Annotated in this window: 22 protein-coding genes; 11 read left to right on the forward strand and 11 right to left on the reverse strand. The window is 68.3% G+C overall.

The features are described from left to right. Positions 1–427: 427 nt before the first annotated feature. The gene (locus AC1RTA_RS13620; protein WP_492785000.1) at positions 428–2,515 is read left to right on the forward strand and encodes an EAL domain-containing protein; all 2,088 of its coding nucleotides are present in this window, start codon (positions 428–430) and stop codon (positions 2,513–2,515) included. A gap of 59 nt (positions 2,516–2,574) precedes the next feature. Here AC1RTA_RS13620 and AC1RTA_RS13625 read toward each other — a convergent pair whose 3' ends face one another. Both AC1RTA_RS13625 and AC1RTA_RS13630 read right to left on the reverse strand, forming a co-directional pair. After that, on the reverse strand, positions 2,575–3,747 hold the full coding sequence (locus AC1RTA_RS13625) for an EAL and HDOD domain-containing protein (protein ID WP_492785001.1): 1,173 nt from the start codon (positions 3,745–3,747) through the stop codon (positions 2,575–2,577). Between the two features lie 21 nt (positions 3,748–3,768). Continuing rightward, positions 3,769–4,782: a CDP-6-deoxy-delta-3,4-glucoseen reductase gene (locus AC1RTA_RS13630; protein WP_287875390.1), complete on the reverse strand. Its 1,014-nt coding sequence runs from the start codon at positions 4,780–4,782 to the stop codon at positions 3,769–3,771. A 50-nt stretch (positions 4,783–4,832) separates the two neighbouring features. Between AC1RTA_RS13630 and AC1RTA_RS13635 the strand changes: the two genes are divergently transcribed. Genes AC1RTA_RS13635 through AC1RTA_RS13645 form a run of 3 tightly spaced genes read left to right on the forward strand, consistent with a single transcriptional unit; the run spans position 4,833 to position 7,332 of the window. After that, a complete protein-coding gene (locus AC1RTA_RS13635) occupies positions 4,833–5,738 on the forward strand; it encodes an NAD-dependent epimerase/dehydratase family protein (protein ID WP_130459758.1) in 906 nt (301 codons plus the stop codon). Beyond that, a complete protein-coding gene (locus tag AC1RTA_RS13640) occupies positions 5,732–6,148 on the forward strand; it encodes a CopD family protein (protein ID WP_014235718.1) in 417 nt (138 codons plus the stop codon). The genes AC1RTA_RS13635 and AC1RTA_RS13640 overlap by 7 nt, the downstream gene beginning before the upstream one ends. 11 nt (positions 6,149–6,159) lie before the next feature. Beyond that, positions 6,160–7,332: a THUMP domain-containing class I SAM-dependent RNA methyltransferase gene (locus tag AC1RTA_RS13645; RefSeq protein WP_492785002.1), complete on the forward strand. Its 1,173-nt coding sequence runs from the start codon at positions 6,160–6,162 to the stop codon at positions 7,330–7,332. 84 nt (positions 7,333–7,416) lie between these two features. Here the strand turns inward: AC1RTA_RS13645 and AC1RTA_RS13650 are convergent, their stop codons facing one another. Then, a complete protein-coding gene (locus AC1RTA_RS13650; protein ID WP_014235716.1) occupies positions 7,417–8,553 on the reverse strand; it encodes a PilT/PilU family type 4a pilus ATPase in 1,137 nt (378 codons plus the stop codon). Between the two features lie 16 nt (positions 8,554–8,569). Continuing rightward, positions 8,570–9,613: a type IV pilus twitching motility protein PilT gene (locus tag AC1RTA_RS13655; RefSeq protein ID WP_014235715.1), complete on the reverse strand. Its 1,044-nt coding sequence runs from the start codon at positions 9,611–9,613 to the stop codon at positions 8,570–8,572. 158 nt (positions 9,614–9,771) lie between these two features. Here AC1RTA_RS13655 and AC1RTA_RS13660 point away from each other — a divergent pair, with 158 nt between their 5' ends. Genes AC1RTA_RS13660 through AC1RTA_RS13675 form a run of 4 tightly spaced genes read left to right on the forward strand, consistent with a single transcriptional unit; the run spans position 9,772 to position 12,204 of the window. Beyond that, entirely contained in the window at positions 9,772–10,476 is a 705-nt protein-coding gene (locus AC1RTA_RS13660) for a YggS family pyridoxal phosphate-dependent enzyme (RefSeq protein ID WP_492785003.1), read from the forward strand. A gap of 13 nt (positions 10,477–10,489) precedes the next feature. After that, positions 10,490–11,302, forward strand: coding sequence for a pyrroline-5-carboxylate reductase (gene proC, locus AC1RTA_RS13665; RefSeq protein WP_492785004.1), 813 nt, complete (start codon positions 10,490–10,492; stop codon positions 11,300–11,302). Between the two features lie 39 nt (positions 11,303–11,341). Further along, the gene (locus tag AC1RTA_RS13670; RefSeq protein WP_492785005.1) at positions 11,342–11,914 is read left to right on the forward strand and encodes a YggT family protein; all 573 of its coding nucleotides are present in this window, start codon (positions 11,342–11,344) and stop codon (positions 11,912–11,914) included. Then, entirely contained in the window at positions 11,914–12,204 is a 291-nt protein-coding gene (locus tag AC1RTA_RS13675; protein ID WP_152090054.1) for a DUF167 domain-containing protein, read from the forward strand. The genes AC1RTA_RS13670 and AC1RTA_RS13675 overlap by 1 nt, the downstream gene beginning before the upstream one ends. A 38-nt stretch (positions 12,205–12,242) precedes the next feature. On the opposite strand, the gene AC1RTA_RS13680 is transcribed toward AC1RTA_RS13675, so the two are convergent. Beyond that, the gene (locus AC1RTA_RS13680; RefSeq protein ID WP_014235710.1) at positions 12,243–12,956 is read right to left on the reverse strand and encodes a LytTR family transcriptional regulator DNA-binding domain-containing protein; all 714 of its coding nucleotides are present in this window, start codon (positions 12,954–12,956) and stop codon (positions 12,243–12,245) included. Between the two features lie 136 nt (positions 12,957–13,092). Here AC1RTA_RS13680 and cowN point away from each other — a divergent pair, with 136 nt between their 5' ends. Continuing rightward, entirely contained in the window at positions 13,093–13,395 is a 303-nt protein-coding gene (gene cowN, locus AC1RTA_RS13685) for a N(2)-fixation sustaining protein CowN (protein ID WP_492785006.1), read from the forward strand. An 81-nt stretch (positions 13,396–13,476) separates the two neighbouring features. Here the strand turns inward: cowN and AC1RTA_RS13690 are convergent, their stop codons facing one another. Genes AC1RTA_RS13690 through AC1RTA_RS13715 form a run of 6 tightly spaced genes read right to left on the reverse strand, consistent with a single transcriptional unit; the run spans position 13,477 to position 18,935 of the window. Further along, positions 13,477–14,721, reverse strand: coding sequence for a dihydroorotase (locus AC1RTA_RS13690; RefSeq protein ID WP_492785007.1), 1,245 nt, complete (start codon positions 14,719–14,721; stop codon positions 13,477–13,479). 5 nt (positions 14,722–14,726) lie between these two features. After that, the gene (locus AC1RTA_RS13695) at positions 14,727–15,701 is read right to left on the reverse strand and encodes an aspartate carbamoyltransferase catalytic subunit (RefSeq protein ID WP_130459938.1); all 975 of its coding nucleotides are present in this window, start codon (positions 15,699–15,701) and stop codon (positions 14,727–14,729) included. A gap of 1 nt (position 15,702) precedes the next feature. Next, entirely contained in the window at positions 15,703–16,224 is a 522-nt protein-coding gene (pyrR, locus tag AC1RTA_RS13700) for a bifunctional pyr operon transcriptional regulator/uracil phosphoribosyltransferase PyrR (protein WP_014235706.1), read from the reverse strand. Then, positions 16,217–16,693: a Holliday junction resolvase RuvX gene (ruvX, locus tag AC1RTA_RS13705; RefSeq protein ID WP_014235705.1), complete on the reverse strand. Its 477-nt coding sequence runs from the start codon at positions 16,691–16,693 to the stop codon at positions 16,217–16,219. The genes pyrR and ruvX overlap by 8 nt, the downstream gene beginning before the upstream one ends. After that, a complete protein-coding gene (locus tag AC1RTA_RS13710) occupies positions 16,686–17,246 on the reverse strand; it encodes a YqgE/AlgH family protein (RefSeq protein WP_014235704.1) in 561 nt (186 codons plus the stop codon). The genes ruvX and AC1RTA_RS13710 overlap by 8 nt, the downstream gene beginning before the upstream one ends. Before the next feature lie 48 nt (positions 17,247–17,294). After that, positions 17,295–18,935, reverse strand: a complete 1,641-nt coding sequence (locus AC1RTA_RS13715; protein ID WP_014235703.1) for a flagellar assembly protein A — start codon at positions 18,933–18,935, stop codon at positions 17,295–17,297. Between the two features lie 155 nt (positions 18,936–19,090). On the opposite strand from AC1RTA_RS13715, the gene AC1RTA_RS13720 reads away from it, so the two are divergent. Both AC1RTA_RS13720 and AC1RTA_RS13725 read left to right on the forward strand, forming a co-directional pair. Further along, positions 19,091–20,539, forward strand: coding sequence for a cryptochrome/photolyase family protein (locus AC1RTA_RS13720; RefSeq protein WP_492785008.1), 1,449 nt, complete (start codon positions 19,091–19,093; stop codon positions 20,537–20,539). A 91-nt stretch (positions 20,540–20,630) separates the two neighbouring features. Beyond that, positions 20,631–20,975, forward strand: a 345-nt coding sequence (locus tag AC1RTA_RS13725) for a Fur family transcriptional regulator (protein WP_492785009.1), incomplete at its 3' end; no start/stop codon positions are given.

Consider the following 20,975-nt stretch of genomic DNA (forward strand, 5'->3'; position numbering starts at 1 on the left):
AAGCACGGCCACAAGAAGGTGGAGAAGAAGGCCGAGCAGGCCGGCGAGAAGGCTGAAAAGGCCGAGGCCGCCAAGCCTGAAGTGAAGCCTGCCGAACCCGCCAAGAAGTAAGCGCTGGGCTGCCCCGGGGCAGCCGCGAATGGCCCGTTGCACGAGGGCGCCCGATCCTGCGATCCGGCGCCCTTTTCTTTTGTCCGCCCGCCATCGCGATGACGACATCAATGTAAAAATGGGTACGACTTTGTAATAATGACGCCTGCGCTTGGCCGGGCCACGGCAACCATGGGCCCCGTCTGTCGCCGGCCGCGGCCCCATTCCAACACAACCAGCAGGGGCTGGCGGCATCGCCTGTATGTAGCCTCCCGCATTGCCCGAGGCCGACTACACAAGAACCGAGCAGTACCAATAACGGGCACCCGGGGGCCGAATGACATCGCAGCTGTCGCGCCGCGCGAGAATCTGGATCTATTCGATCAGGGACGCCTTCGTCTCCCTGATTCCCCTGACCCTGTTCGGAGTGCTGGCGGTGCTGGCGCGCAACTTTCCCCTGCCCGCCTTCCAGCAATTCCTGCTGGGCGGAAGCGGCCAGGCCTTCTCCGGCATCCTCGACCTCATCATCGGCGGCACCCACGGCGTCTTCGGCCTCTCCCTGGCGGTCGTGGTGGCCATCCACCTGCGCCAGCGTCTGCCTGTCGGCCAGCCGTTGGACGACGGGCCGTCGATCATGGCGGTGGGCCTGTCGAGCCTGATCAATTTCATGCTCGCCACCCTGGCCATCTTCCAGCACCACGGCGGCCTCGGCTACGACCTGATGCTGGTGGGCATCGGCGTCGGCCTCTTCTCCGCCGAGTTCATGCGCTGGGCCGCCCGCCGCTCCTGGCTGACCCTCATCAGCGTCACCCGGGATGCGGACCTGGCGGTGCACAATGCCCTGCGCCTGAGCGTGCCGACCGCCGTGTCCGGCCTGATCGTGCTGGCCGTGGCCAGCTTCCTGGCCGCCCTGCCGACACCCCAGGCCCTCTTCGACGGCGTCGCCGCAGGCGCCCGGGAGAGCGCCCACGGCCACTATCTGGCCATCACCTTCGTCACCCTGGTGAACCAGCTGTTCTGGTTCGTCGGCATCCACGGCGGCCACATCCTGGACACCTTCGGCCTCGATCTCTTCGTCGCCGTGCCGAACCTGCCCGGCGGCTACCTGGTGAATCGCTCCCTCTTCGACGCCTTTGTCCTGATGGGCGGGTCGGGCGCCACCCTGGGCCTGCTGGTGGCCATCTACCTGCAGTCGCGCAGCGGCTCCCTGCTCAAGGTGGCCCGGGTGGCGACCCTGCCGGCCATGTTCAACATCAATGAAATGGTGCTGTTCGGCCTGCCCGTGGTGCTGTCGCCCCTCTACCTGCTGCCCTTCGTCGTGACGCCGGTGCTGCTGGCCCTGCTGGCCGTGGCCGCCGTCAGTTCCGGCTGGCTGCAGCTGCTGCCGGTCAGCATTCCGTGGACCACTCCGCCCTTCCTCTCCGGCTGGCTGCTGACCGGTTCCATCAAGGGCGTATTGCTGCAGGCGCTGGGGCTGCTGCTCAGCATCGGCATTTACTGGCCCTTCGTGCGGCGGGCGGAGGCCCGGCGCCTGGCGCGGGAAGACCGGCTCTTCCGGCGGGCGGCGGAAGTGGTGCTGGGCAACCGGCCGAGCAAGACATCCACCATCCTGCGCCTGGACGAAGTGGGCAGCATCAGCCGGCGGGTGCTGGGCCTGCTGCGGGAGGATGTGCGCCATGGCCGGCTGTTGCTGCACTATCAGCCCAAGCATGACTGCCGGGACCGCCTGCTCGGCTTCGAGGCCCTGGTGCGCTGGCCCCAGGCGCCCCACCCCTCCGTCTCCCCGGCCATGGCGGTGATCCTGGCGGAGGAGGGGCGGCTGATCAACGAACTGGGCCTCTGGGTCTTCCGCCAGGCCCTGGCCTTCAAGGCGCGTCTCAACCAGAGCGGCTTTGCCGGCTTGAGCCTGGCCATCAATGTGTCGCCCCTGCAGTTGGCCCACGGCGATTTCGCGGAGCGCATCGCCCGCCTCATGGCCGAGACGCCGGTGCAGCCGGCGGAGATTGAAATCGAAATCACCGAATCCCAGGTCATGCCCGACGACCCGGTGATCGACAGCAACATCCAGGCCCTGGGGCGCATGGGCTTCAAGCTGGCCATGGACGACTTCGGCATGGGCCACACTTCCCTGCTGCACCTGCGGCGCTTCACCATCGACGTCATCAAGATCGACGGTTCCCTGACCCGGGATGTGTTGCACAGCGCCACCAATGGCGACATCATCCGGGCCATCGCGGCCCTGGGCCAGGCGCGGGACATCGCCATCGTCGCCGAATTCGTCGAGACGGCGGCGCAGAAGCAGGCCCTGGCCAATCTGGGCTGCCATGTCTTCCAGGGCTATTACTACAGCCCGCCCCTGGCGGAGGCGGATTGCCTGGCCTATTGCCGGCGGCAGCCGGACGAGGCGGAGGTCGGCGCCGCCTGAGTCGGGGAGGGAAATAGGGACGGATGACGCAGGGCTTGCCGGCCTAGGCCGGCAAGCCCTTATTCCATCTTGTCGGCGAAGCTCAGGGCTTCCAGCTGGGCCTTGTTGATCTGGGCGGCGGAGAGGCCCAGCAGGCCGGCCTGCTGGATCAGGCGGCTGCCGTCGCCGTCCTCGCAGGCCAGGGCGATGTCGAGGAAGGGGCCGTAGAGGCCGCCGCGGCCGAGCAGGGCCTCGCTGATGGGTTCGGGCAGGTGCATGGCTTCCAGCACCTGCTCCATGGGCACGCCCAGCATGTGGTCGAGCAGGGAGAAGGCGCCGGTGATGAACAGGTTGTCGTACTCGGACTTGTCCACCACGCCGTGGCCCAGGGCCTCCATGAGGCGGGCCCGGGTCAGGGCGGTGTGCATCAGGGCCGGGGCCATGGGGTCCTTGGAGGCGGTCACCAGCAGCAGGGAGAGCCACTTGTTGAGCTTCTCGTAGCCGAGGATGGTGACGGCGTGCTTGAAGGACTGGATCTCGCAGGAGAGGCCGAAGCCCACCGAGTTGATGTAGCGCAGCAGCTTGTAGGAGAGGGCCACGTCCTGCTTCAGGGCCGCTTCAATCTTGCCCGTGTCCTCGTTGTTGCGCACCAGGTTGAGCACCCGCACGATGTGGGCATGGCTGGGGTTGAGGGTCTTGCCGGCCGGCGCCGTCAGGTTCTTGAAGAACCAGCCGGCAGCGGCGGAGACGCCCGCATCCATGCAGGCCTGGAATTCCTGCGGAGTATCGGCGTTGAAGGCGACGGGAATGCCCACCTGCTGGGTCTTGGCCACCAGGGCAGCCATCTGGGCCGGGGTATAGGCATCCACGTCAAAACCGATGAAGCGGAAGTGCAGGCCGCTGGCCAGGGCTTCACCGGCATCCTCGCCGAAATCCAGACAGAGGGAAGGATTGCGGTTCTTCAACTCGCCCAGGAGGGTGCCGTCGCCGGTGGTGAGGGCGAAGGGATGGACCTCCAAAGTGGCGTTGGCGGGGATTTCCCAGTTCAGCAGTTCCGGCGAGAGGGGCGCGCCGCTGCTGACGAAGACCGACTTCTCCCCCTGGGGCCAGACGTCGGCCAGGGCGCCCAGTCCTTCGGCGGCGGCCGGCATGGGATCCACCCCGGCCGGGAAGGAAAGACGCAGCCGGGTGGCGATGATCTTGCTCTGGCGGTTGACCAGGGGCTGGCGGGTGATGAAGACCTCGGCGGGCATGACGCCTCCTGGGGCTGGAAATCAGGATGAGAAAGTGAAGGAATCGGCGAAGAACTCGGCCTCGGGCAGGCCGCAGCGGCCGGTGAAGTCCCGCTTGGCCGCCTCCACCATGACCGGGGCGCCGCAGACGTACACCTGGTGGCCGGAAAGGTCCGGGAAGTCCTGCATCACGGCCTCGTGCACCAGGCCGGTACGGCCGTTCCAGCCGTCCGTGGCGGCCGGCTCGGAAAGCACCGGCACATAGGTGATGTGGCTGTGTTCGGCGGCCCAGCGGGCGGGCAGCTCGTCCATGTAGAGGCCGGCCTTGTTGCGGTTGCCCCAGTAGATGACCATGGGCCGCTTGCTCTGGGTGTACAGGGCGTGCTCGACGATGGCCTTGATGGGGGCGAAGCCGGTGCCGCCGGCCAGCAGGATCATGGGCTTGTCCGAATCCTCGCGCAGGAAGAAGCTGCCGTGGGGACCGTTGAGGCGCAGGATGTCCCGCTCCTTCATGCCGTTGAAGACGTGTTCGGTGAACAGGCCGCCGGGCACCAGGCGGATGTGCAGCTGCAGGAAGGCATCGTCGTGGGGCGCATTGGCCAGGGAGAAGCTGCGCCGCTTGCCGTCCTTGAGCAGGATGTCCACGTACTGGCCGGTGAGGAACTGGAAGCGCTCGGTGGCGGGCAGGCGCAGGTGCAGCACCATGACGTCGGCGGCCACCTTCTCCATCTTTTCGACGCGGGAGGGCAGGGTCTTCACCGGGATGTCGCTGGCGGAACGCACTTCCCGGCATTCCAGGGTCAGGTCGGTCTTGGCCTTGGCGCAGCAGAAGAGGGTCAGGCCGGCGGCCTTGTCGGCCTCGGTGAGGGCGTGGGGCTGGGACTTGCCGTGGTCCACCTCGCCGCACAGCACCTTGCCCTTGCAGGCGCCGCAGGCGCCGTCGCGGCAGCCGTAGGGCATGGTCAGGCCCTGGCGCAGGGCGGCTTCCAGAATGGTCTCGTCGGATTCGGCCGCGAAATGGTGCTGGCCGGGTTCGATGGTGACGGAAAAGCTCATGGTTCCCCTTTTTCGACTTCCAAAGGCACCGAACCGGCTAAAATGCCGCGGTGCAAAGATTATTGATTGTCGGTTGCGGCGATGTGGCCTGGCGCGCCCTGCCCCAACTCCTCCGGCGCTATCGCGTTTTCGCCCTGTTGCGGGACCCGGCCCAGCACCAGCGCTGGCGGCAGGCCGGCGCCGTGCCGCTGGCTGGCGACCTGGACCGGCCGTCCACCCTGGGGCGCCTGGCCGGCGTGTTCGATCAGGTCCTGCACCTGGCTCCTCCGCCCGACCGGGGCCTGCGGGATACCCGCACGCGGCACTTGCTGGCCGCTCTGGGCAAGGCGGCAGGCGGAAATAAGTCACGGAAAAGTCTACCACAGGCCCTCACCTATATCAGTACGACAGGGGTATATGGGGACCGGGCCGGGGCCGCCACCGACGAAACCGCCCCGCCGCGCCCCCGCAGCCCCCGGGGCCAGCGGCGCCTGGACGCCGAACAGGCCCTGCGCCGCTGGGGCCGCGACAACGGGGTGCGGGTCAGCATCCTGCGCGCCCCCGGCATCTACGCCGCCGACCGCCTGCCCCTGGCGCGGCTGCAGGCGGGCACCCCGGCCCTGGTGGAGGCCGACGACGTGTTCACCAACCATATCCACGCCGCCGACCTGGCCGGTCTGGCGGCGGCAGCCCTGGTGCGGGGTCGGGCCAACCGCTGCTACAACGCCAGCGACGATTCCTGCCTGAAGATGGGCGAGTATTTCGACCGGGTGGCGGATGCCTTCGGCCTGCCCCGGCCGGCGCGCCTGAGCCGGGCCGAGGCGGCTGCCGTACTGTCGCCCCTGCAGCTGTCCTTCATGAGCGAGTCCCGGCGCCTGGCCAACCGGCGCCTGAAGGAAGAACTGCGCTACCACCTGCTTTACCCCCACGTGGATGACGGCATTGCCGCCGCCCTCTCGGAGAAAACCCCATGCTGATCCTCAAGGCCCTGCACATCATTCTCGTCGCCAGCTGGTTCGCCGGCCTCTTCTACCTGCCGCGCATCTTCGTCAATCTGGCCATGGTGCCGGCGGACAGCACGGCGGAGCGGGAGCGCCTGCTGCTCATGGCGCGCAAGCTGTTCCGCTTCATGACCCCCCTGGGCGTGCTGGCCCTGGTCTTCGGCACCTGGCTGTGGCTCGGCTACGGCTTTGCCGGCGGCTGGCTCCACGCCAAGCTGACCCTGGTGCTGGTGCTGATCGGCTACCACGCCTATTGCGGCACCCTGCTCAAGCAGTTCGCCGCCGGTACCAACCGGCGCAGCCACGTCTGGTTCCGCTGGTTCAACGAGCTGCCGGTGCTGATCCTCTTCGTCGTGGTCTTCCTGGTCGTCCTCAAACCCTTCTGAAAGCTGCTTCCATGTTCAAACTCTTCGCAACCTGTCCCCGGGGTCTGGAAGCCCTGCTGGCGGAAGACCTCACCGCCGCCGGCGCCAGCGACATCCGCATCGTCGCCAGCGGCGTCGCCTGCCGCGGCACCTGGGAGACGGTGTACCGCACCAACCTCAACTCCCGCATCGCCACCCGGCTCATGCTGCAGCTCTCCTTCGGCAAGTACCTGAAGGAGGAGGACATCTACAAGCAGGCGAGCAAGATCGACTGGCCCCGCCATTTCGACGTCAGCCGCACCATCCGGGTGTACGTCACCGCCATCAAGTCGCCCCTGAAGAGCCTGGAGTTCATCACCCTGCGCATCAAGGACGCGGTCTGCGACGTCTTCCGCGACCAGTGCGGCGAGCGCCCCAGCGTCGATACCCGGGAACCGGAAGTGCGCATCCACGCCTTCCTCACCGCCGAGGACTGCACCCTGTACCTGGACACCACCGGCGCCCCCCTCTACCAGCGGGGCTACCGGCAGAAGACGGTGGAGGCACCGCTGAAGGAGAACCTGGCCGCCGGCATCCTGCGTCTGGCCGGCTGGCAGCCGGGCACCGTGCTGCTGGACCCCATGTGCGGCAGCGGCACTTTCCTCCTGGAGGCGGCCCAGCAGGTCTGCAACATCGCTCCCGGCGCCCGCCGCAGCTTCGCCTTCGAGAACCTCAAGGGCTTCGACGCCCAGCTGTGGCAGCGTCTCAAGAACGCCGCCGTGCAGGGCGAGCGCAGGCCCGCCGGCAAGCCGACCCTGTTCGGCCGCGACGTGTCCCCCAGCGCCTACCGCTCGGCCCTGGCCAACCTGGACCGGGCCGGCCTGCTGCCGGCCGTCGATCTGGCCGTGGGCGACATCCTGGAGACGGCGCCGCCGCCCGAAGCCGGCCTCATGATCTGCAACCCGCCCTACGGCGAGCGGCTGGAGGAGCTGGACAACCTGCTGGCCTTCTATCCCCAGCTGGGCACCGCCCTCAAGCAGAAGTACGCCGGCTGGACCTGCTACTTCCTCACCGCCGACCCGGCCCTGCCCAAGGGCGTCGGCCTCAAGCCGGGCAAGAAGACGCCCCTCTACAACGGGGCCCTGGAATGCCGCCTGTACCAGTTCAAGATGGTGGCCGGCTTCAACCGGCGCAAGAAGCCGGGCGAGGAGGAGTCCGGGGAGTAAGCATTGCGCTGCGCCGCCACGGTGGGCGCAGGCAATAAAAAACGGCGGAGATTTCCGCCGTTTTTCTTTGGGGCTGCGCCCGTATCAGACGATGTCCAGGTGGCCGATGCCGGCTGCCAGGTCCCGGTCCTTCGATTCCTTGCCGTGCAGCTTGATCTGCAGGCGCAGGTCGTTCACCGAGTCGGCGTTGCGCAGGGCGTCCTCGTAGCTGATGCGGCCGGCCTCGTAGAGGTCGAAGAGGGACTGGTCGAAGGTCTGCATGCCCAGCTCCCGGGACTTCTTCATGATCTCCTTGATCTCGGTGACCTCGCCCTTGAAGATCAGGTCGGAGATCAGGGGCGAGTTGAGCATGACCTCGATGGCCGCCGCCCGGCCCTTGCCGTCCTTGAGAGGGATGAGGCGCTGGGAGACGATGCCGCGCAGGTTGAGGGAGAGGTCCATCAGCAGCTGCTGGCGCCGCTCTTCCGGGAAGAAGTTGATGATCCGGTCGAGGGCCTGGTTGGTGGAGTTGGCGTGCAGGGTGCCCATGGCCAGGTGGCCGGTCTCGGCGAAGGCCACGGCGTGCTCCATGGTCTCCCGGTCGCGGATTTCGCCGATCAGGATCACGTCCGGCGCCTGGCGCAGGGTGTTCTTCAGGGCCATTTCCCAGGAGTCCGTATCGACGCCCACCTCGCGCTGGGTGACGATGCAGTTCTTGTGCTCATGCACGTACTCCACCGGGTCCTCGATGGTGATGATGTGGCCGTAGGAGTTTTCGTTGCGGTAGCCGATCATGGCCGCCAGGGAGGTGGACTTGCCGGAGCCGGTGCCGCCGACGAACAGCACCAGGCCCCGTTTGGTCATGGCCACGTCCTTCAGCACCGGCGGCAGGCCCAGGTCTTCGAAACGGGGAATGGTGGTGTTGATGGTGCGGCAGATGACGCCGATGCGGCCTTGCTGGACGAAGGCATTGACCCGGAAGCGGCCGATGCCGGCGGGGGAGATGGCGAAGTTGCACTCCTTGGTGGATTCGAATTCCGCCGCCTGCCGGTCGTTCATGATGGAGCGGGCCAGTTCCGCCGTGTGCTGGGGCGTCAGGGCCTGGTTGGAGACCGGGGTCATCTTGCCGTCCACCTTGATGGCGGGGGGGAAGCCGGCGGTGATGAAAAGGTCCGAGCCCTTCTTCTGCACCATGAGGCGCAGCAGGTCCTGGATGAATTTGAGTGCCTGATCTCTTTCCATAATTCTTCCCCGGCGCCTAGCCGCCGAACATGTCCTTGTTGACCGCCTTGGTGCGGGCTTCCGCCGGCGAAATGACGTTGCGCCGCACCAGGTCGGTGAGGTTCTGGTCCAGGGTCTGCATGCCGAACTGCTGGCCGGTCTGGATGGCCGAATACATCTGGGCGATCTTGGCTTCCCGGATCAGGTTGCGGATGGCCGGGGTGCCGATCATGATCTCGTGGGCTGCCACCCGGCCATTGCCGTCCTTGGTCTTCAGCAGGGTCTGGGAAATGACGGCGCGCAGGGATTCGGAGAGCATGGCCCGGATCATTTCCTTCTCCGCCGCGGGGAAGACGTCGATGATCCGGTCCACCGTCTTGGCGGCGGAGGAGGTGTGCAGGGTGCCGAACACCAGGTGGCCCGTTTCCGCCGCCGTCATGGCCAGGCGGATGGTTTCCAGGTCGCGCATTTCGCCCACCAGGATCACGTCCGGGTCTTCCCGCAGGGCCGAGCGCAGGGCGTTGTTGAAGGACAGGGTGTGGGGACCCACTTCCCGCTGGTTGATGAGGCACTTCTTGGCTTCGTGCACGAATTCGATGGGGTCTTCCACGGTCAGGATGTGGCCGTAATCGTTTTCGTTGATGTGGTTCACCATGGCCGCCAGGGTGGTGGACTTACCGGAACCGGTGGGGCCGGTGACCAGCACGATGCCCCGGGGGAATTCGGAAATCTCCTTGAAGATCTTCGGCGCGTTGAGGTCCTCCAGGCTCAGCACCTTGGAGGGAATGGTCCGGAAGACGGCGCCGGCGCCCCGGTGCTGGACGAAGGCATTGACCCGGAAGCGGGCCAGGTTGGGCACTTCGAATGAGAAGTCGCACTCCAGGTTTTCTTCGTAGGTCTTGCGCTGGCCGTCGTTCATGATGTCGTACACCATGGCGTGCACGTCCTTGTGCTCCATGGCCGGCAGGTTGATGCGGCGCACGTCGCCGTGGACCCGGATCATGGGCGGCAGGCCGGCGGAGAGGTGCAGGTCGGAGGCCTTGTTCTTGACGCCGAAGGCGAGCAGTTCGGTGATGTCCATCAACGGTCCTTGGAGGCGGAAAACGGGAGTGAATGGGAGCTAAACGGGGCGCCCGGCGCGCACTGGAGCAGGGCGGCGGCGCCGGGCCGGTGCCGGGCGCTCCGGCCCGGCGGTGCTATACTTTCGCGCCACGATTGCCCATGTTTTAGCGCCCGATTATGACGCCTATTTTCGCCAACCTGCAAGCTGTCAAAGCCCGCATCGACGCCGCTGCCCGCGCCTGCGGCCGGGATCCGTCCGCGGTCTCGCTGCTGGCCGTGGCCAAGACCTGGCCGGCGGAGTGCGTGGTCGAGGCGGCCGCTGCCGGCCAGCGGGCCTTCGGCGAGAACTACGTGCAGGAAGGCTGCGACAAGATCGACCAGCTGCGGGCCGCAGGGCACAGCGACCTGGAATGGCATTTCATCGGCCCCCTGCAGAGCAACAAGACCCGGCCCGTGGCCGAACGCTTCGACTGGGTGCACAGCATCGACCGGCTGAAGATCGCCCAGCGCCTCTCCGAGCAGCGGCCGGCCGATCTGCCACCGCTGCAGGTGTGCGTCCAGGTGAATATCTCCGGCGAAGCCAGCAAGAGCGGTTGCGACCTGGACCAGGCGGCCGAGCTGTGCCGGGCCGTGGCGGCACTGCCCAACCTGACCCTGCGCGGCCTGATGGCCATCCCGGCGCCGGCAGAAGACGAAGCGGCCCAGCGCGAGCCCTGCCGCCGCCTGCGCCAGTTCTACGAACAGCTGCGGGCCGAGGGCCTGGCCCTGGACACCCTGTCCATGGGCATGTCCCACGACCTGGAGGCCGCCGTGGCCGAAGGCGCCACCATTGTCCGCGTCGGCACCGCCATTTTCGGTGCCCGCGATTACTCCAAGACCTAGAAGGACTTTCCCCATGAAGATCACTTTCCTCGGCGGCGGCAACATGGCCAATGCCCTCATCGGCGGCCTGGTGAACAAGGGCTTCGCCGCCGGCGACATCGCCGTGGTGGAGCTCAACGCCGACAACCGCAGCAAGCTGGAAGCGGCCTACGGCGTGCGCACCTTTGCCGGCGCCGAGGCGGCGGCCTGGGAGTGCGACGTCATCGTCCTGGCGGTGAAGCCCCAGAGCATGAAGGAGGCCATCGCCCCCATCGGCCCCCATCTCAAGGATCAGCTGGTGGTGAGCATCGCCGCCGGCCTCAACCTGGCCTCCCTCTCCCGCTGGCTGGGCGGCCACCGCCGTCTGGTGCGCACCATGCCCAATACCCCGGCCCTGATCGGCGCCGGCGTCACCGGCCTCTACGCCCTGCCGGAAGTGGACGCCGCCGGCCGCGCCGCCGCCCAGCGCGTGCTGGAGGCCGTCGGCAGCGCCGTGTGGTTCGCCGACGAGTCCCAGATGGATGCGGTCACCGCCGTTTCCGGCAGCGGCCCGGCCTACGTCTTCCTCTTCATCGAGGCCCTGCAGCAGGCCGGCAAGGACCTGGGCTTCGACGACGAGCAGGCCCGCCGCCTGGCCATCGAAACCGTGCTCGGCGCCGCCCAGCTGGCGGCCCAGTCGCCGGACCCGGCCAGCGTGCTGCGGGAGCGGGTCACCTCCAAGGGCGGCACCACCGCCGCCGCCCTGGCGGTGATGGAAACGGCCGGGGTCAAGGCCGGCATCATCGCCGGCGTCAAGGCGGCCGAAGCCCGGGGCGTGGAACTGGGCCAGCAGCTCGGCGCCGACTGAGCCACGCTTCCATAGCCCCTAACCGAACGGATACCCACCATGCTGCTCGACATCCTCAATTTCCTGCTCGACGTGGTCGCCAGTTTCTTCGGCTATCTGCTGCTGCTGCGCTTCGTCATGCAGTGGCGCCGGGTTTCCTTCAAGAACCCCCTGGGCCACTTCGTGCTGCAGACCACCAACTGGGTGGTGCTGCCCCTGCGCCGGGCGATTCCCGGCCTCTTCGGCCTGGACTTCGCCAGCCTGGTGCCGGCCTGGCTGCTGCAGGCCGCGGTCAAGGCGGCCATGCTGGCGGTCAAGGGCGGCGCCGCCCTCGGCGCCGGCGCCCTGGTCACGGCGGCCCTGGCCATGGGCTTCTTCGAACTGCTGCACATGGCGGTGATGGCGGCCATCGTCCTCATGCTGGTGCAGGCGGTGATTTCCTGGGTCAATCCCCATACGCCCCTGGCCGGCCCCATCCACGCCCTCACCGCCCCGCTGCTCAAGCCCCTGCGCCGCATCGTGCCGCCCATCGCCAACGTGGACCTGTCGCCCCTGGTGGCCATCGTCCTGGCCCAGGTGCTGCTGATGCTGCTGGCCTACGCCAAGGCCGCCCTCATGCCCCTGCTCTTCTGATGTTCCACCAGCGCGGCGGCGACGGCCGCCTGCTCCTCACCCTGCACATCCAGCCCGGGGCGAAGAAGACGGAGGTCTGCGGCCTCCACGGCGACGCCCTGAAGATCCGCCTGGCGGCGCCGCCGGTGGACGGCAAGGCCAACGCGGCCCTGCTGGCCTTCGTCGCCGACCGCCTCGACCTGCCCAAGAGCGCCGTCAGCCTGAAGAGCGGCCAGACCTCCCGGCGCAAGGTGGTGGAAGTGGCCGAGCCGCCGGCCGACGCGGTGCAGCGCCTGCTGCCCGACGCCTGACTTTTTCCTTCTCCGATTCCCTGTTGTAGGGCAGGCGGCTACCAGCCGAGGCGGGCCGCCACGGCCGCGGCCCGGCTGCGGCCGATGGGCAGACGGCTGGCGGGAAAGGTGGCCATCACCACCGAGGGCCGTCCCTCCTGGCGCTCCAGGCGGGCGGCGTGGGCCACGGCAATGAGGTGGCGGCGGTGGATGCGCAGGAACTGTTCCGGGTCCAGGCGCCGCTCCAGCTGGGCCAGGCTGAGATGGCAGAGGAAGGATTCCCGGGCGGTGTACAGCCGGGCGTAATGGCCCTCGGCCTGCAGGTGCACCACCTCCGCCGGGTCCACCAGGGCGGTGCCCCCCTGCAGCAGCACCGGCAGCTTGGCCAGGCGCCCTTCTTCCGCCGCGGCCTGGGGCAGGGCGGTAAGACCCCGGTAGTCGTAGAGGAGCAGGCAGAAGCCGGCGGCGGCTTCGCCAGCGCCGTCGCTGCTTTCCAGGCGGCTGATGCTGAGCAGCAGGGGCCGGTCGGGGGTGTTGATGGTCATGGTCACCGGCACCGGGGTATCGCCCGCGGCGGCCTCCTGCAGCAGCCAGGCGATCTTGCGCCGGCTCGGCTCCGGGTGCAGGTCCACCACGGCGCGGCCCTCCAGGGCCGGATGGTAGCGTTGCAGCAACTGGCGGGCGGCGGGATTGAGCTGGCGGATGCGGCCCTCCCGGTCCAGCATGACCACGCCGGGGTCCATCTTCTGCAGCAGGTATTCCAGGCTTTCCATGTCGGCTTTCCGTCGTTCGTGCAGGAATGATGTCGTTCATGCAAGAAGCCTGCCGTTGGTGCAGGGGCCCTTGTCCGCCCCGCGCCGGGCTCCCCAGAATGGGCCGTCAATCATTGCAATCAGGGGAGGATGGGCCATGTCAGAACAAGCAGCCGCCGCGGCGGACCGTTACGTTTCCTTCGAGGGCATCGACTGCTGGCACAACGCCTGTGCGGTGGTGGCCCGGGTGCTGCACCACTACGAGGGGCCGGAGCGCACCAACAAGTACTGGGAATACTTCGTCGCCAAGATCCCGCTGGGCTACTACAGCGGCGAGCCGACGGAGGACCTGCTCTACCTGGTCTGTTCCAATACCTACTACATCGAGGAACTGTTCGAGAAATTCGGCGATGCGGAAGGGCTGCAATTGCTGCAGCGGGCCGAACTGGAGTGCTGCTAGAGCGGGAATGGGAGCCGGGCAGGGACCTGCCCGGAGAGGCAGGCGGGACGGCCATTGCGGCGCCCGCCTGCCGCAGAGTGGCTAGAGCAGCCGGCCGCCGGCCACCACGGCCTGGATGCGGCCGCTCATGGTGCGTCCAGCCAGGGGGCTGTTGCGGCCCACGCTGGTAAAGGCGTCCGGAGTGATGGTCCATTCCGTCTCGGCGTCGAAGACGCAGACGTCGGCCACGGCACCCACGGCCAGGTGGCCCAGGTCGCTGCGGCCGATGACGGCGGCGGCGTCGCTGGTGACCCGGGCCAGGGCCGTGCCCAGGGACAGTCCGTCCTCCCGGGCCCAGGCCAGCACCAGGGGCAGCAGCAGTTCCAGGCCCCGGGCCCCCACTTCCGCCTCGCCGAAGGGCACCTGCTTGCCGTCCGCCTCCATCGGCGTGTGGTCGGAACAGACCGCCTGGATCACGCCTTCGGCCAGGCCGAAGCGCAGGGCGGCCCGGTCCGCCACGGAGCGCAGGGGCGGGTCGAAGCGGGCCTGGGCATTGAAGTAGCCGATGTCCTCTTCCGCCAGGTGCAGGTGATGGGCGGCCACGTCACAGCTGACGGCGACGCCCCGGGCCTTGGCCTCGCGCACCATGGCGACGCCGGCGGCGGAGGAGAGGCGCATCAGGTGCAGGCGCACGCCGGTGCTCTTGGCCAGTTCGATCAGGGTGGCGATGGCCACCGTCTCGGCGGCCACGGGGATGCCGGCCAGGCCCAGGCGGGCGGCCATTTCGCCGTCGTGGGCGACGCCGTCCTTGGCCAGCTGGTAATCCTGGGGTCGCAGCCAGACGGCGAAGTCGTAGGTGGCGGCGTACTGCATGGCCCGGTACAGGGACTGCAGGTCGGTGACGGGCTGGCTGGCCTGGGAGAAGGCGACGCAGCCGGCGCTGGCGAGGCCGGCCATGCTGGCCAGGGTCTGGCCCTGCAGGCCCTTGGTGAGGGCGCCCAGGGGCAGCACCCGGGCCAGGCCCAGGGCTTCGGCGCGCTGGATCAGGCGTTCCACCAGGCTCGGTTCGTCCAGTACCGGCCGGGTGTCCGGCGGGCAGACCACGGTGGTGATGCCGTTGGCGGCGGCACAGGCCAGCTCCGCCTCCAGGCTCGGCAGGCGGGCGGAAAGGTCGATCAGGCCGGGGCAGACCACGTAGCCGGCGGCGTCGATTTCCCGCTCCGGGACGAAGCCGGCGGGGGCCTGGCCGACGGCGGCGATGCGGCCGTCGGCGATGAAGAGATCCTGGCGGGTGTCGATGCCGTTCTTGGGGTCGATGAGGCGGCCGTTCTTGATGCTGATGTTCATGGTGTTCAGTTCCCCGCGAGGATGCCCATCACCGCCATGCGCACGGCGATGCCGAAAGTGACCTGGTTGAGGATCACCGCCTGGGGCCCGTCGGCCACGGACGAGTCGATTTCCACGCCCCGGTTCATGGGGCCCGGGTGCATGACGATGGCGTCGGGCTTGGCCAGGGCCAGCTTCTCCGGCGTCAGGCCGTAGCGCTTGAAGTACTCGCCGGCGGAGGGCAGCAGGGCCCCGTTCATGCGTTCGTTCTGCAGGCGCAGCATGATCACCACGTCGCAGTCCTTGAGGCCTTCGTTCATGTCGTGGAAGACCTTCACCCCCAGGTTTTCCAGGTAGCCGGGCAGCAGGGTCTTCGGCGCGATGGCGCGGATCTCGCCGCAGCCCAGGGTGCGCAGGGCATGCAGGTCGGAGCGGGCGACCCGGGAATGGAGGATGTCGCCGACGATGGCCACCGTCAGGTTGGAAAAATCCTTCTTGTAGTGGCGGATGGTGTACATGTCCAGCAGCCCCTGGGTGGGGTGGGCATGGCGGCCGTCGCCGGCGTTCACCACGTGGATGTCGTCCCGGCCGATGCGCTTCAAGTGCTCGGCGATGAGGAAGGGGGCGCCGGAGGTGGCGTGGCGCACCACGAACATGTCGGCGTGCATGGAGCAGAGATTGTCGATGGTATCGAGCAGGGTCTCGCCCTTGGCCGTGGAGGAGCGGGACACGTCCAGGTTGATGACGTCCGCCGAGAGGCGCTTGGCGGCGATCTCGAAGGTGGTGCGGGTGCGGGTGGAGTTCTCGAAGAAGAGGTTGAAGACGCTCTTGCCGCGCAGCAGGGGCACCTTCTTCACGTCCCGGTCCGAGACCTCGAGGAAGCTCTCGGCGGTGTCCAGGATCTGGGTGATCACCGGCAGGGGCAGGCCCTCGGTGGACAGCAGGTGCTGCAGCTTGCCCTCGGCGTCGAGCTGCGGATTCAGACGGCTCTGGGTGAGCATCTCAGCCACGGTCGTTCCTCCCCATTTTCCAGAACAGGCGGCCGGATTCCTCCCGGCCCAGGATCAATTCTTCACCTTCTTCCAGGTCCACTTCCCAGACGCAGTAGCCGGGCTCGATGGGCAGCTCCCGCTCGCCCCGGTCGGCCAGCACCGCCAGTTCGACCCGGGCCGGGCGGCCGTAGTCGAACAGCTCGTTGATGGCGGCCCGGGTGGTGCGGCCGGTGTACAGCACGTCGTCCACCAGGATCAGGGGCCGGCCTTCCACCTCGAAGGGGATGTGGCTGGGGCGCACCTGGGGATGCAGGCCCTTCTCGGCGAAGTCGTCGCGGTAGAAGGAGACGTCGATCTGGCCCACTTCCTCGCGAATGTCGAGCAGCTGCTTGAGACGCTCGGCGACCCAGGCGCCGCCGGAGTAGATGCCCACCAGGGCGGTGTCGGGAGTGAGGTGGGGGCGCAGTTGCTCGGCCAGGCTGGCGAGCTGCAGTTCTGCGTCGGGGAGCTGGGTGGGAATGGCTTCAGGCATGGGCGGCAGGTTCGGAGAAAGGGTCGGAAGTGTCGAAATAGGCTTGCAGAATGAGTTGGGCCGCCACCGCGTCCAGGTGCTGCTTGGCGGATTTGGCGTTGTGGCCGGTTTCCCGCAGGCGCTCGTTGGCGTCGAGGGAGGTCAGGCGTTCGTCGGCGAAGGCCACCGGCAGGGCGAAGCGGCCCTTCAGCTGGTTGGCGAAGCGGGTGCAGCGGGCCGTCATGCCGTGGGGATTGCCGTCCAGACTGACCGGCAGGCCGACCACCAGCAAGGCGGGGCGCCATTCTGCGATGAGGGCGGCGATGGCGGCGAAACGCTCCTGGTTGGACTGGGCGTGGATCACCGTCAGGGGATGGGCGTGCTTGACCTGGGGCTCGCCGACGGCGACGCCGATGCGCTTCTCGCCGAAGTCGAAGGCCAGGACCGTGCCGGTCGGAGCGGAAGGGGAGCCGACGGCAGCCTCAGGCATGCCCGGCGTCCTCGGCCAGATGGGCGAAGTCGATGCCCAGGGCGAGCATGGCGGCGGCCAGGCGTTCTTCCGGCGGCAGGGAGAAGACGATGGAGGGATCGGCGCGCACGGTGAGCCAGCCGTTCTGGGCCAGTTCGCTTTCCAGCTGGCCGGCGCCCCAGCCGGCGTAGCCCAGGGTCACCAGCACTTCGCTGGGCTGGCCCTGCCGGCCCATGGCCACCAGGATGTCCCGGGAGCTGGTGAGGCCCACCTCGTCATTGACCGCCAGGGTGGATTGCCACTGGCCCACCGGCCGGTGCAGGACGAAGCCCCGGTCGGTCTGCACCGGGCCGCCGAAATACACCGGCAGGTTGTTCAGGCCGGCGGCGTCGAGGGGGATGTCCACCTTCTCGAAAAGGTCCTGCAGGGGCATGTCCAGGGGCTTGTTGACGACGATGCCGAGGGCGCCCTGGTCGTTGTGCTCGCAGACGTAGACGAGGGCGCGGGAAAAATAGGGATCGTCCATCGCCGGCATGGCGATGAGGAAGTGGTCGGTGAGATTGACGCTGTCCATGGCAGGGCGGATTTTACCCCGGAACAGGTCCCGGCATGGGCGTCCTGCTCAGCTCTTGCCCCGGGCCAGTTGGTCGGCCTCCAGGGCCCCTTCCGCCACCCGCACCTGCAGCCCGTGGGCCTTGTCTCCCACCAGGGTGTAGTGCAGCAGGCCGCAATGGACCTCCATGCCCTCGTACACCGCCTGCTCGGCGATGACCTTGGCGTTCTGGGCCAGGCGCAGCTGTTCCTGCAGCAGGGTTTCCTCCTCCCCCAGGCGGGTCAGGGTGCGCAGCAGGGATTCCCGGGTGATGCGGGCCCGCTTCAGGGTCTCCGGCGGCACCCGTTCCGGCAGCTTGGCCGCCAGCTCCAGCAGCTTGACCACCTGGGCCAGCTGCTCCTCCACCTGCTGCCGGTGCAGCACCAGGCGCTGCTGCTGGGCCCGCAGCTTGGGGTCCAGGCCGATGTCGATGCGCGTGCCGATGTGGGCGCCGGAGCCGATCACCTTGGCCTTCACCAGCAGGGTGGCCTGGGCCCGGCCGCCGATGATGTGGCCCCGCTGCTTGTGGCCGACGACGATCTGGTTGATGGCGATGAGATTGCTCTGCATGGCCACGTCGTCGATGAAGATGCTGTCGCCCGCCTCCACCTTGGCCTGCTGTACGTAGGTGGCGGTGAAGCTGCCGCCGCACTGGATGTAGGAGGGGATTTCGTTGCCCTGGGCGTCCTTGCGGCCGCCGGCGCCGATGGCGCCGCCCTTGATGACGATGTCGCCGCCGGCGACGATGACCGCCGCCTCCACCGTGCCGCCGATCTCGATGTCGCCGCTGGCGCGGATGGTCATGCCGGCCTGGACGTCACCCTTGACCGTGACGGCGCCGTCGAAGTCGATGTTGCCCGAATTGATGGTGACTTCATTCACCGTGTAGGTGGGCTCGACGATCACCCCTTCCCGGGTGCGCACCGGCTGGCCGGTGATGGCGGCGGCCAACTTGTTGGGGTCCGCCGGGTCCGGGGCGACGCCGGAGAGGTTGGGGGAGAACATGGTCTCCTTGCCCGCCAGGGCCGGGATCACGGCCCCGGAAACGGTTTCCCCCGGGGTGCCGGGGGTGGCGGGAATGCGCTGCATGACGGCCTGGCCGGCGTGTACCGTGAGGATTTCCCCCAGGTTGCGGTAATCCATGAGGCCCTTCTCGTTGACCTGGGGCACCCGGCTGCGGCTTTCCGGCACCAGCACCTCGATGCGCCCGTCCTCGCCGTGGACCGGGGCCCGGCCCTCGGCGATGAGCAGGTTGTCGGCCTGGCCCAGGGCCAGGGCCTGGGCGATGGCGGACTCCCGGATGCCGGTGGTGACGCCCTGCTGGGCCAGGGCCCGGCGGATGGCGGCGTCGTCGATGGGGGCGCCGCCCTGGGGCGGGGTGATGCTGAGGAAGGCGGCCATCTTGTCGCCGGCGACGCTGACCTCGGCCTTGGCGTCCACCGCCTCGGCCACTGCCAGGGCCGCCACCGGGCGGGCGCCCTTGATGCTGTCGGCGAGCACGCCGAGGGCGGCCGCATTGCGCCGCAGGGCGCCGTGGCCGAGCTCGGCGATGCGTTCTTCCAGCCAGGGGACGTCTATCGTGGGGGGCGCCACTCCCGCTTCCGGAGTGAAGCTGGCGACCAGGCTACGACTTTCGGGGTCGTAGGTGAAATCGAGTCCTTGCGCTTCCATTGATCCCTTCCTGAGATCAGGCGTGTCTGTCGCACGCCTCTTCGCCGACTGGAGTATTTAGAGCTAACATCTGGCGCACCTTCCGGCCGTCGAACCCGGAAGCCCCTTCCCTGTGGGGGCGGCACTGCCCCGCCGCGCCTGAATCGATTGCCATTATGCTTGAATCCGCCCTTGTCTGGTTCCGCCGTGATCTACGCGATTACGACCACGCCGCCCTCTACCATGCACTGAAGTCGGCGCGCCGGGTGTGGTGCGCCTTCGTCTTCGACAGCGACATCCTGGAGGCCCTGCCCGGGCGCAGCGACCGGCGGGTCGAGTTCATCCGGGAATCCCTGGCGGAACTCCATGTGGCCCTCCAGGCCAAGGGCGGCGGCCTCATGGTGCGCCACGGCCCGGCGGCCGCGGAAATTGCCGCCCTGGCGCGCCAGCTGGGCGTGGCGGCGGTGTTCGCCAATCGGGACTACGAGCCCCGGGCCAAGGCCCGGGACGCGGCGGTGGCCGCCGACCTGAAGCGGGACGGCATCGCCCTGCACCTGTTCAAGGACCAGGCCGTCTTCGACGGCGACGAGGTCCTGACCAAGGGCGGTACGCCCTACACCGTGTTCACGCCCTACAAGAACTGCTGGCTGAGGAAACTGGAGGATTTTCATGTCCGTCCCTATCCGGTGGATCGCTACAGCGGGCACCTGGCCCCGCCCCCGGACGGCGGCGGGGTGCCTTCACTGGCAGATATCGGCTTTTTGCCGACGGACCTTGAGCGCATCGGCGTCGTGCCCGGCATGGCCGGCGGCGCCGCCCGCTGGCAGGACTTCCGCCAGCGCCTGGAGCGCTATGCCGAGCAGCGGGATTTTCCGGCGGTGAAGGGCGTCTCCTACCTCTCCGTCTATCTGCGCTTCGGCTGCCTCTCCATCCGCCAGCTGGCGGGCGAGACCTGGCGCAGCGGCGGCCCCGGCGCCGCCACCTGGCTTTCGGAGCTGATCTGGCGCGACTTCTATTTCATGGTGCTGGACCGTTTCCCCCAACTGCCGGACGGCTGCTTCAAGCCCGAGTTCGACCGGGTGCTGTGGGACGAGGCCCCCGCCCTGCTGGCGGCCTGGCGGGAGGGCCGTACCGGCTATCCCCTGGTGGATGCGGCCATGCGCCAGCTGGCCCAGACCGGCTGGATGCACAACCGGCTGCGCATGGTGGTGGCCTCCTTCCTGACCAAGGACCTGGGCCTGGACTGGCGCCTGGGGGAAGGGCATTTTGCCGACCTGCTGCTGGACTTCGACCTCTCCGCCAACAACGGCGGCTGGCAATGGGCCGCCTCCACCGGCTGCGACGCCCAGCCCTGGTTCCGCATCTTCAACCCAATCACCCAGTCGGAAAAATTCGATCCCCAGGGCCGCTTCATCCGCCGCTACGTGCCCGAGCTGGCGGGGGTGCCGGACAAGCACATCCACGCCCCCTGGCGCATGGCCCCCCTGGAGCAGCAGGCTGCTGGCGTCATCATCGGCCGCGACTACCCGGCGCCGGTGGTGGACCACAATCTGGCCCGCCAACGCACCCTGGCCCGTTTCGAGGCGGTGAAGGGCAAGGCCGGCAAGGAGGTGGCGGCGGAGTAAGTGCAACACAATTGCAGTTGCAATAGTGTTGTGCTCTAATGGCCCTCCCGCCAATTCCCGCCGCGCCCGTGCACCTCGGGCGCCTGACGCCATGACCGATTCCGCCGCCGCACCCGCCCTCCTGGCGGCCGCCGCCATCCGCGCCGCCGGCGCCCGGGTGACGCCGGCCCGGGTCCAGGTGCTGGCCCTGCTGCGGGGCGCCGCCGGGCCCCTGACCCACCTGGAGGTGGAAAAGGCCCTGGGTCCCCTGGCCGGCGACCGGGTCACCCTCTACCGGGCCCTGGACTGGCTGGTCTCCGCCGGCCTGGCGGCCAAGGCCACCGATGCCTCCCGGGTCTTCCGCTACTCCGCCACCGGCCCCGCCGCCGAACACATCGCCCACGCCCATTTCCGCTGCGAAGCCTGCGGCCGCATCTTCTGCCTGGATGCGCCGCCC

This window comes from Azospira sp. MPR-E4, assembly GCF_058809645.1.

Excerpts from the sequence above, each read along its gene's own strand:
- AC1RTA_RS13620 (WP_492785000.1), top strand. The coding sequence starts at position 428 with ATGACATCGCAGCTGTCGCGCCGCGCGAGAATCTGGATCTATTCGATC.
- AC1RTA_RS13625 (WP_492785001.1), bottom strand. The coding sequence starts at position 3,747 with ATGCCCGCCGAGGTCTTCATCACCCGCCAGCCCCTGGTCAACCGCCAG.
- AC1RTA_RS13630 (WP_287875390.1), bottom strand. The coding sequence starts at position 4,782 with ATGAGCTTTTCCGTCACCATCGAACCCGGCCAGCACCATTTCGCGGCC.
- AC1RTA_RS13640 (WP_014235718.1), top strand. The coding sequence starts at position 5,732 with ATGCTGATCCTCAAGGCCCTGCACATCATTCTCGTCGCCAGCTGGTTC.
- AC1RTA_RS13645 (WP_492785002.1), top strand. The coding sequence starts at position 6,160 with ATGTTCAAACTCTTCGCAACCTGTCCCCGGGGTCTGGAAGCCCTGCTG.
- AC1RTA_RS13650 (WP_014235716.1), bottom strand. The coding sequence starts at position 8,553 with ATGGAAAGAGATCAGGCACTCAAATTCATCCAGGACCTGCTGCGCCTC.
- AC1RTA_RS13655 (WP_014235715.1), bottom strand. The coding sequence starts at position 9,613 with ATGGACATCACCGAACTGCTCGCCTTCGGCGTCAAGAACAAGGCCTCC.
- AC1RTA_RS13660 (WP_492785003.1), top strand. The coding sequence starts at position 9,772 with ATGACGCCTATTTTCGCCAACCTGCAAGCTGTCAAAGCCCGCATCGAC.
- proC (WP_492785004.1), top strand. The coding sequence starts at position 10,490 with ATGAAGATCACTTTCCTCGGCGGCGGCAACATGGCCAATGCCCTCATC.
- AC1RTA_RS13670 (WP_492785005.1), top strand. The coding sequence starts at position 11,342 with ATGCTGCTCGACATCCTCAATTTCCTGCTCGACGTGGTCGCCAGTTTC.
- AC1RTA_RS13675 (WP_152090054.1), top strand. The coding sequence starts at position 11,914 with ATGTTCCACCAGCGCGGCGGCGACGGCCGCCTGCTCCTCACCCTGCAC.
- AC1RTA_RS13680 (WP_014235710.1), bottom strand. The coding sequence starts at position 12,956 with ATGGAAAGCCTGGAATACCTGCTGCAGAAGATGGACCCCGGCGTGGTC.
- cowN (WP_492785006.1), top strand. The coding sequence starts at position 13,093 with ATGTCAGAACAAGCAGCCGCCGCGGCGGACCGTTACGTTTCCTTCGAG.
- AC1RTA_RS13690 (WP_492785007.1), bottom strand. The coding sequence starts at position 14,721 with ATGAACATCAGCATCAAGAACGGCCGCCTCATCGACCCCAAGAACGGC.
- AC1RTA_RS13695 (WP_130459938.1), bottom strand. The coding sequence starts at position 15,701 with ATGCTCACCCAGAGCCGTCTGAATCCGCAGCTCGACGCCGAGGGCAAG.
- pyrR (WP_014235706.1), bottom strand. The coding sequence starts at position 16,224 with ATGCCTGAAGCCATTCCCACCCAGCTCCCCGACGCAGAACTGCAGCTC.
- ruvX (WP_014235705.1), bottom strand. The coding sequence starts at position 16,693 with ATGCCTGAGGCTGCCGTCGGCTCCCCTTCCGCTCCGACCGGCACGGTC.
- AC1RTA_RS13710 (WP_014235704.1), bottom strand. The coding sequence starts at position 17,246 with ATGGACAGCGTCAATCTCACCGACCACTTCCTCATCGCCATGCCGGCG.
- AC1RTA_RS13715 (WP_014235703.1), bottom strand. The coding sequence starts at position 18,935 with ATGGAAGCGCAAGGACTCGATTTCACCTACGACCCCGAAAGTCGTAGC.
- AC1RTA_RS13720 (WP_492785008.1), top strand. The coding sequence starts at position 19,091 with ATGCTTGAATCCGCCCTTGTCTGGTTCCGCCGTGATCTACGCGATTAC.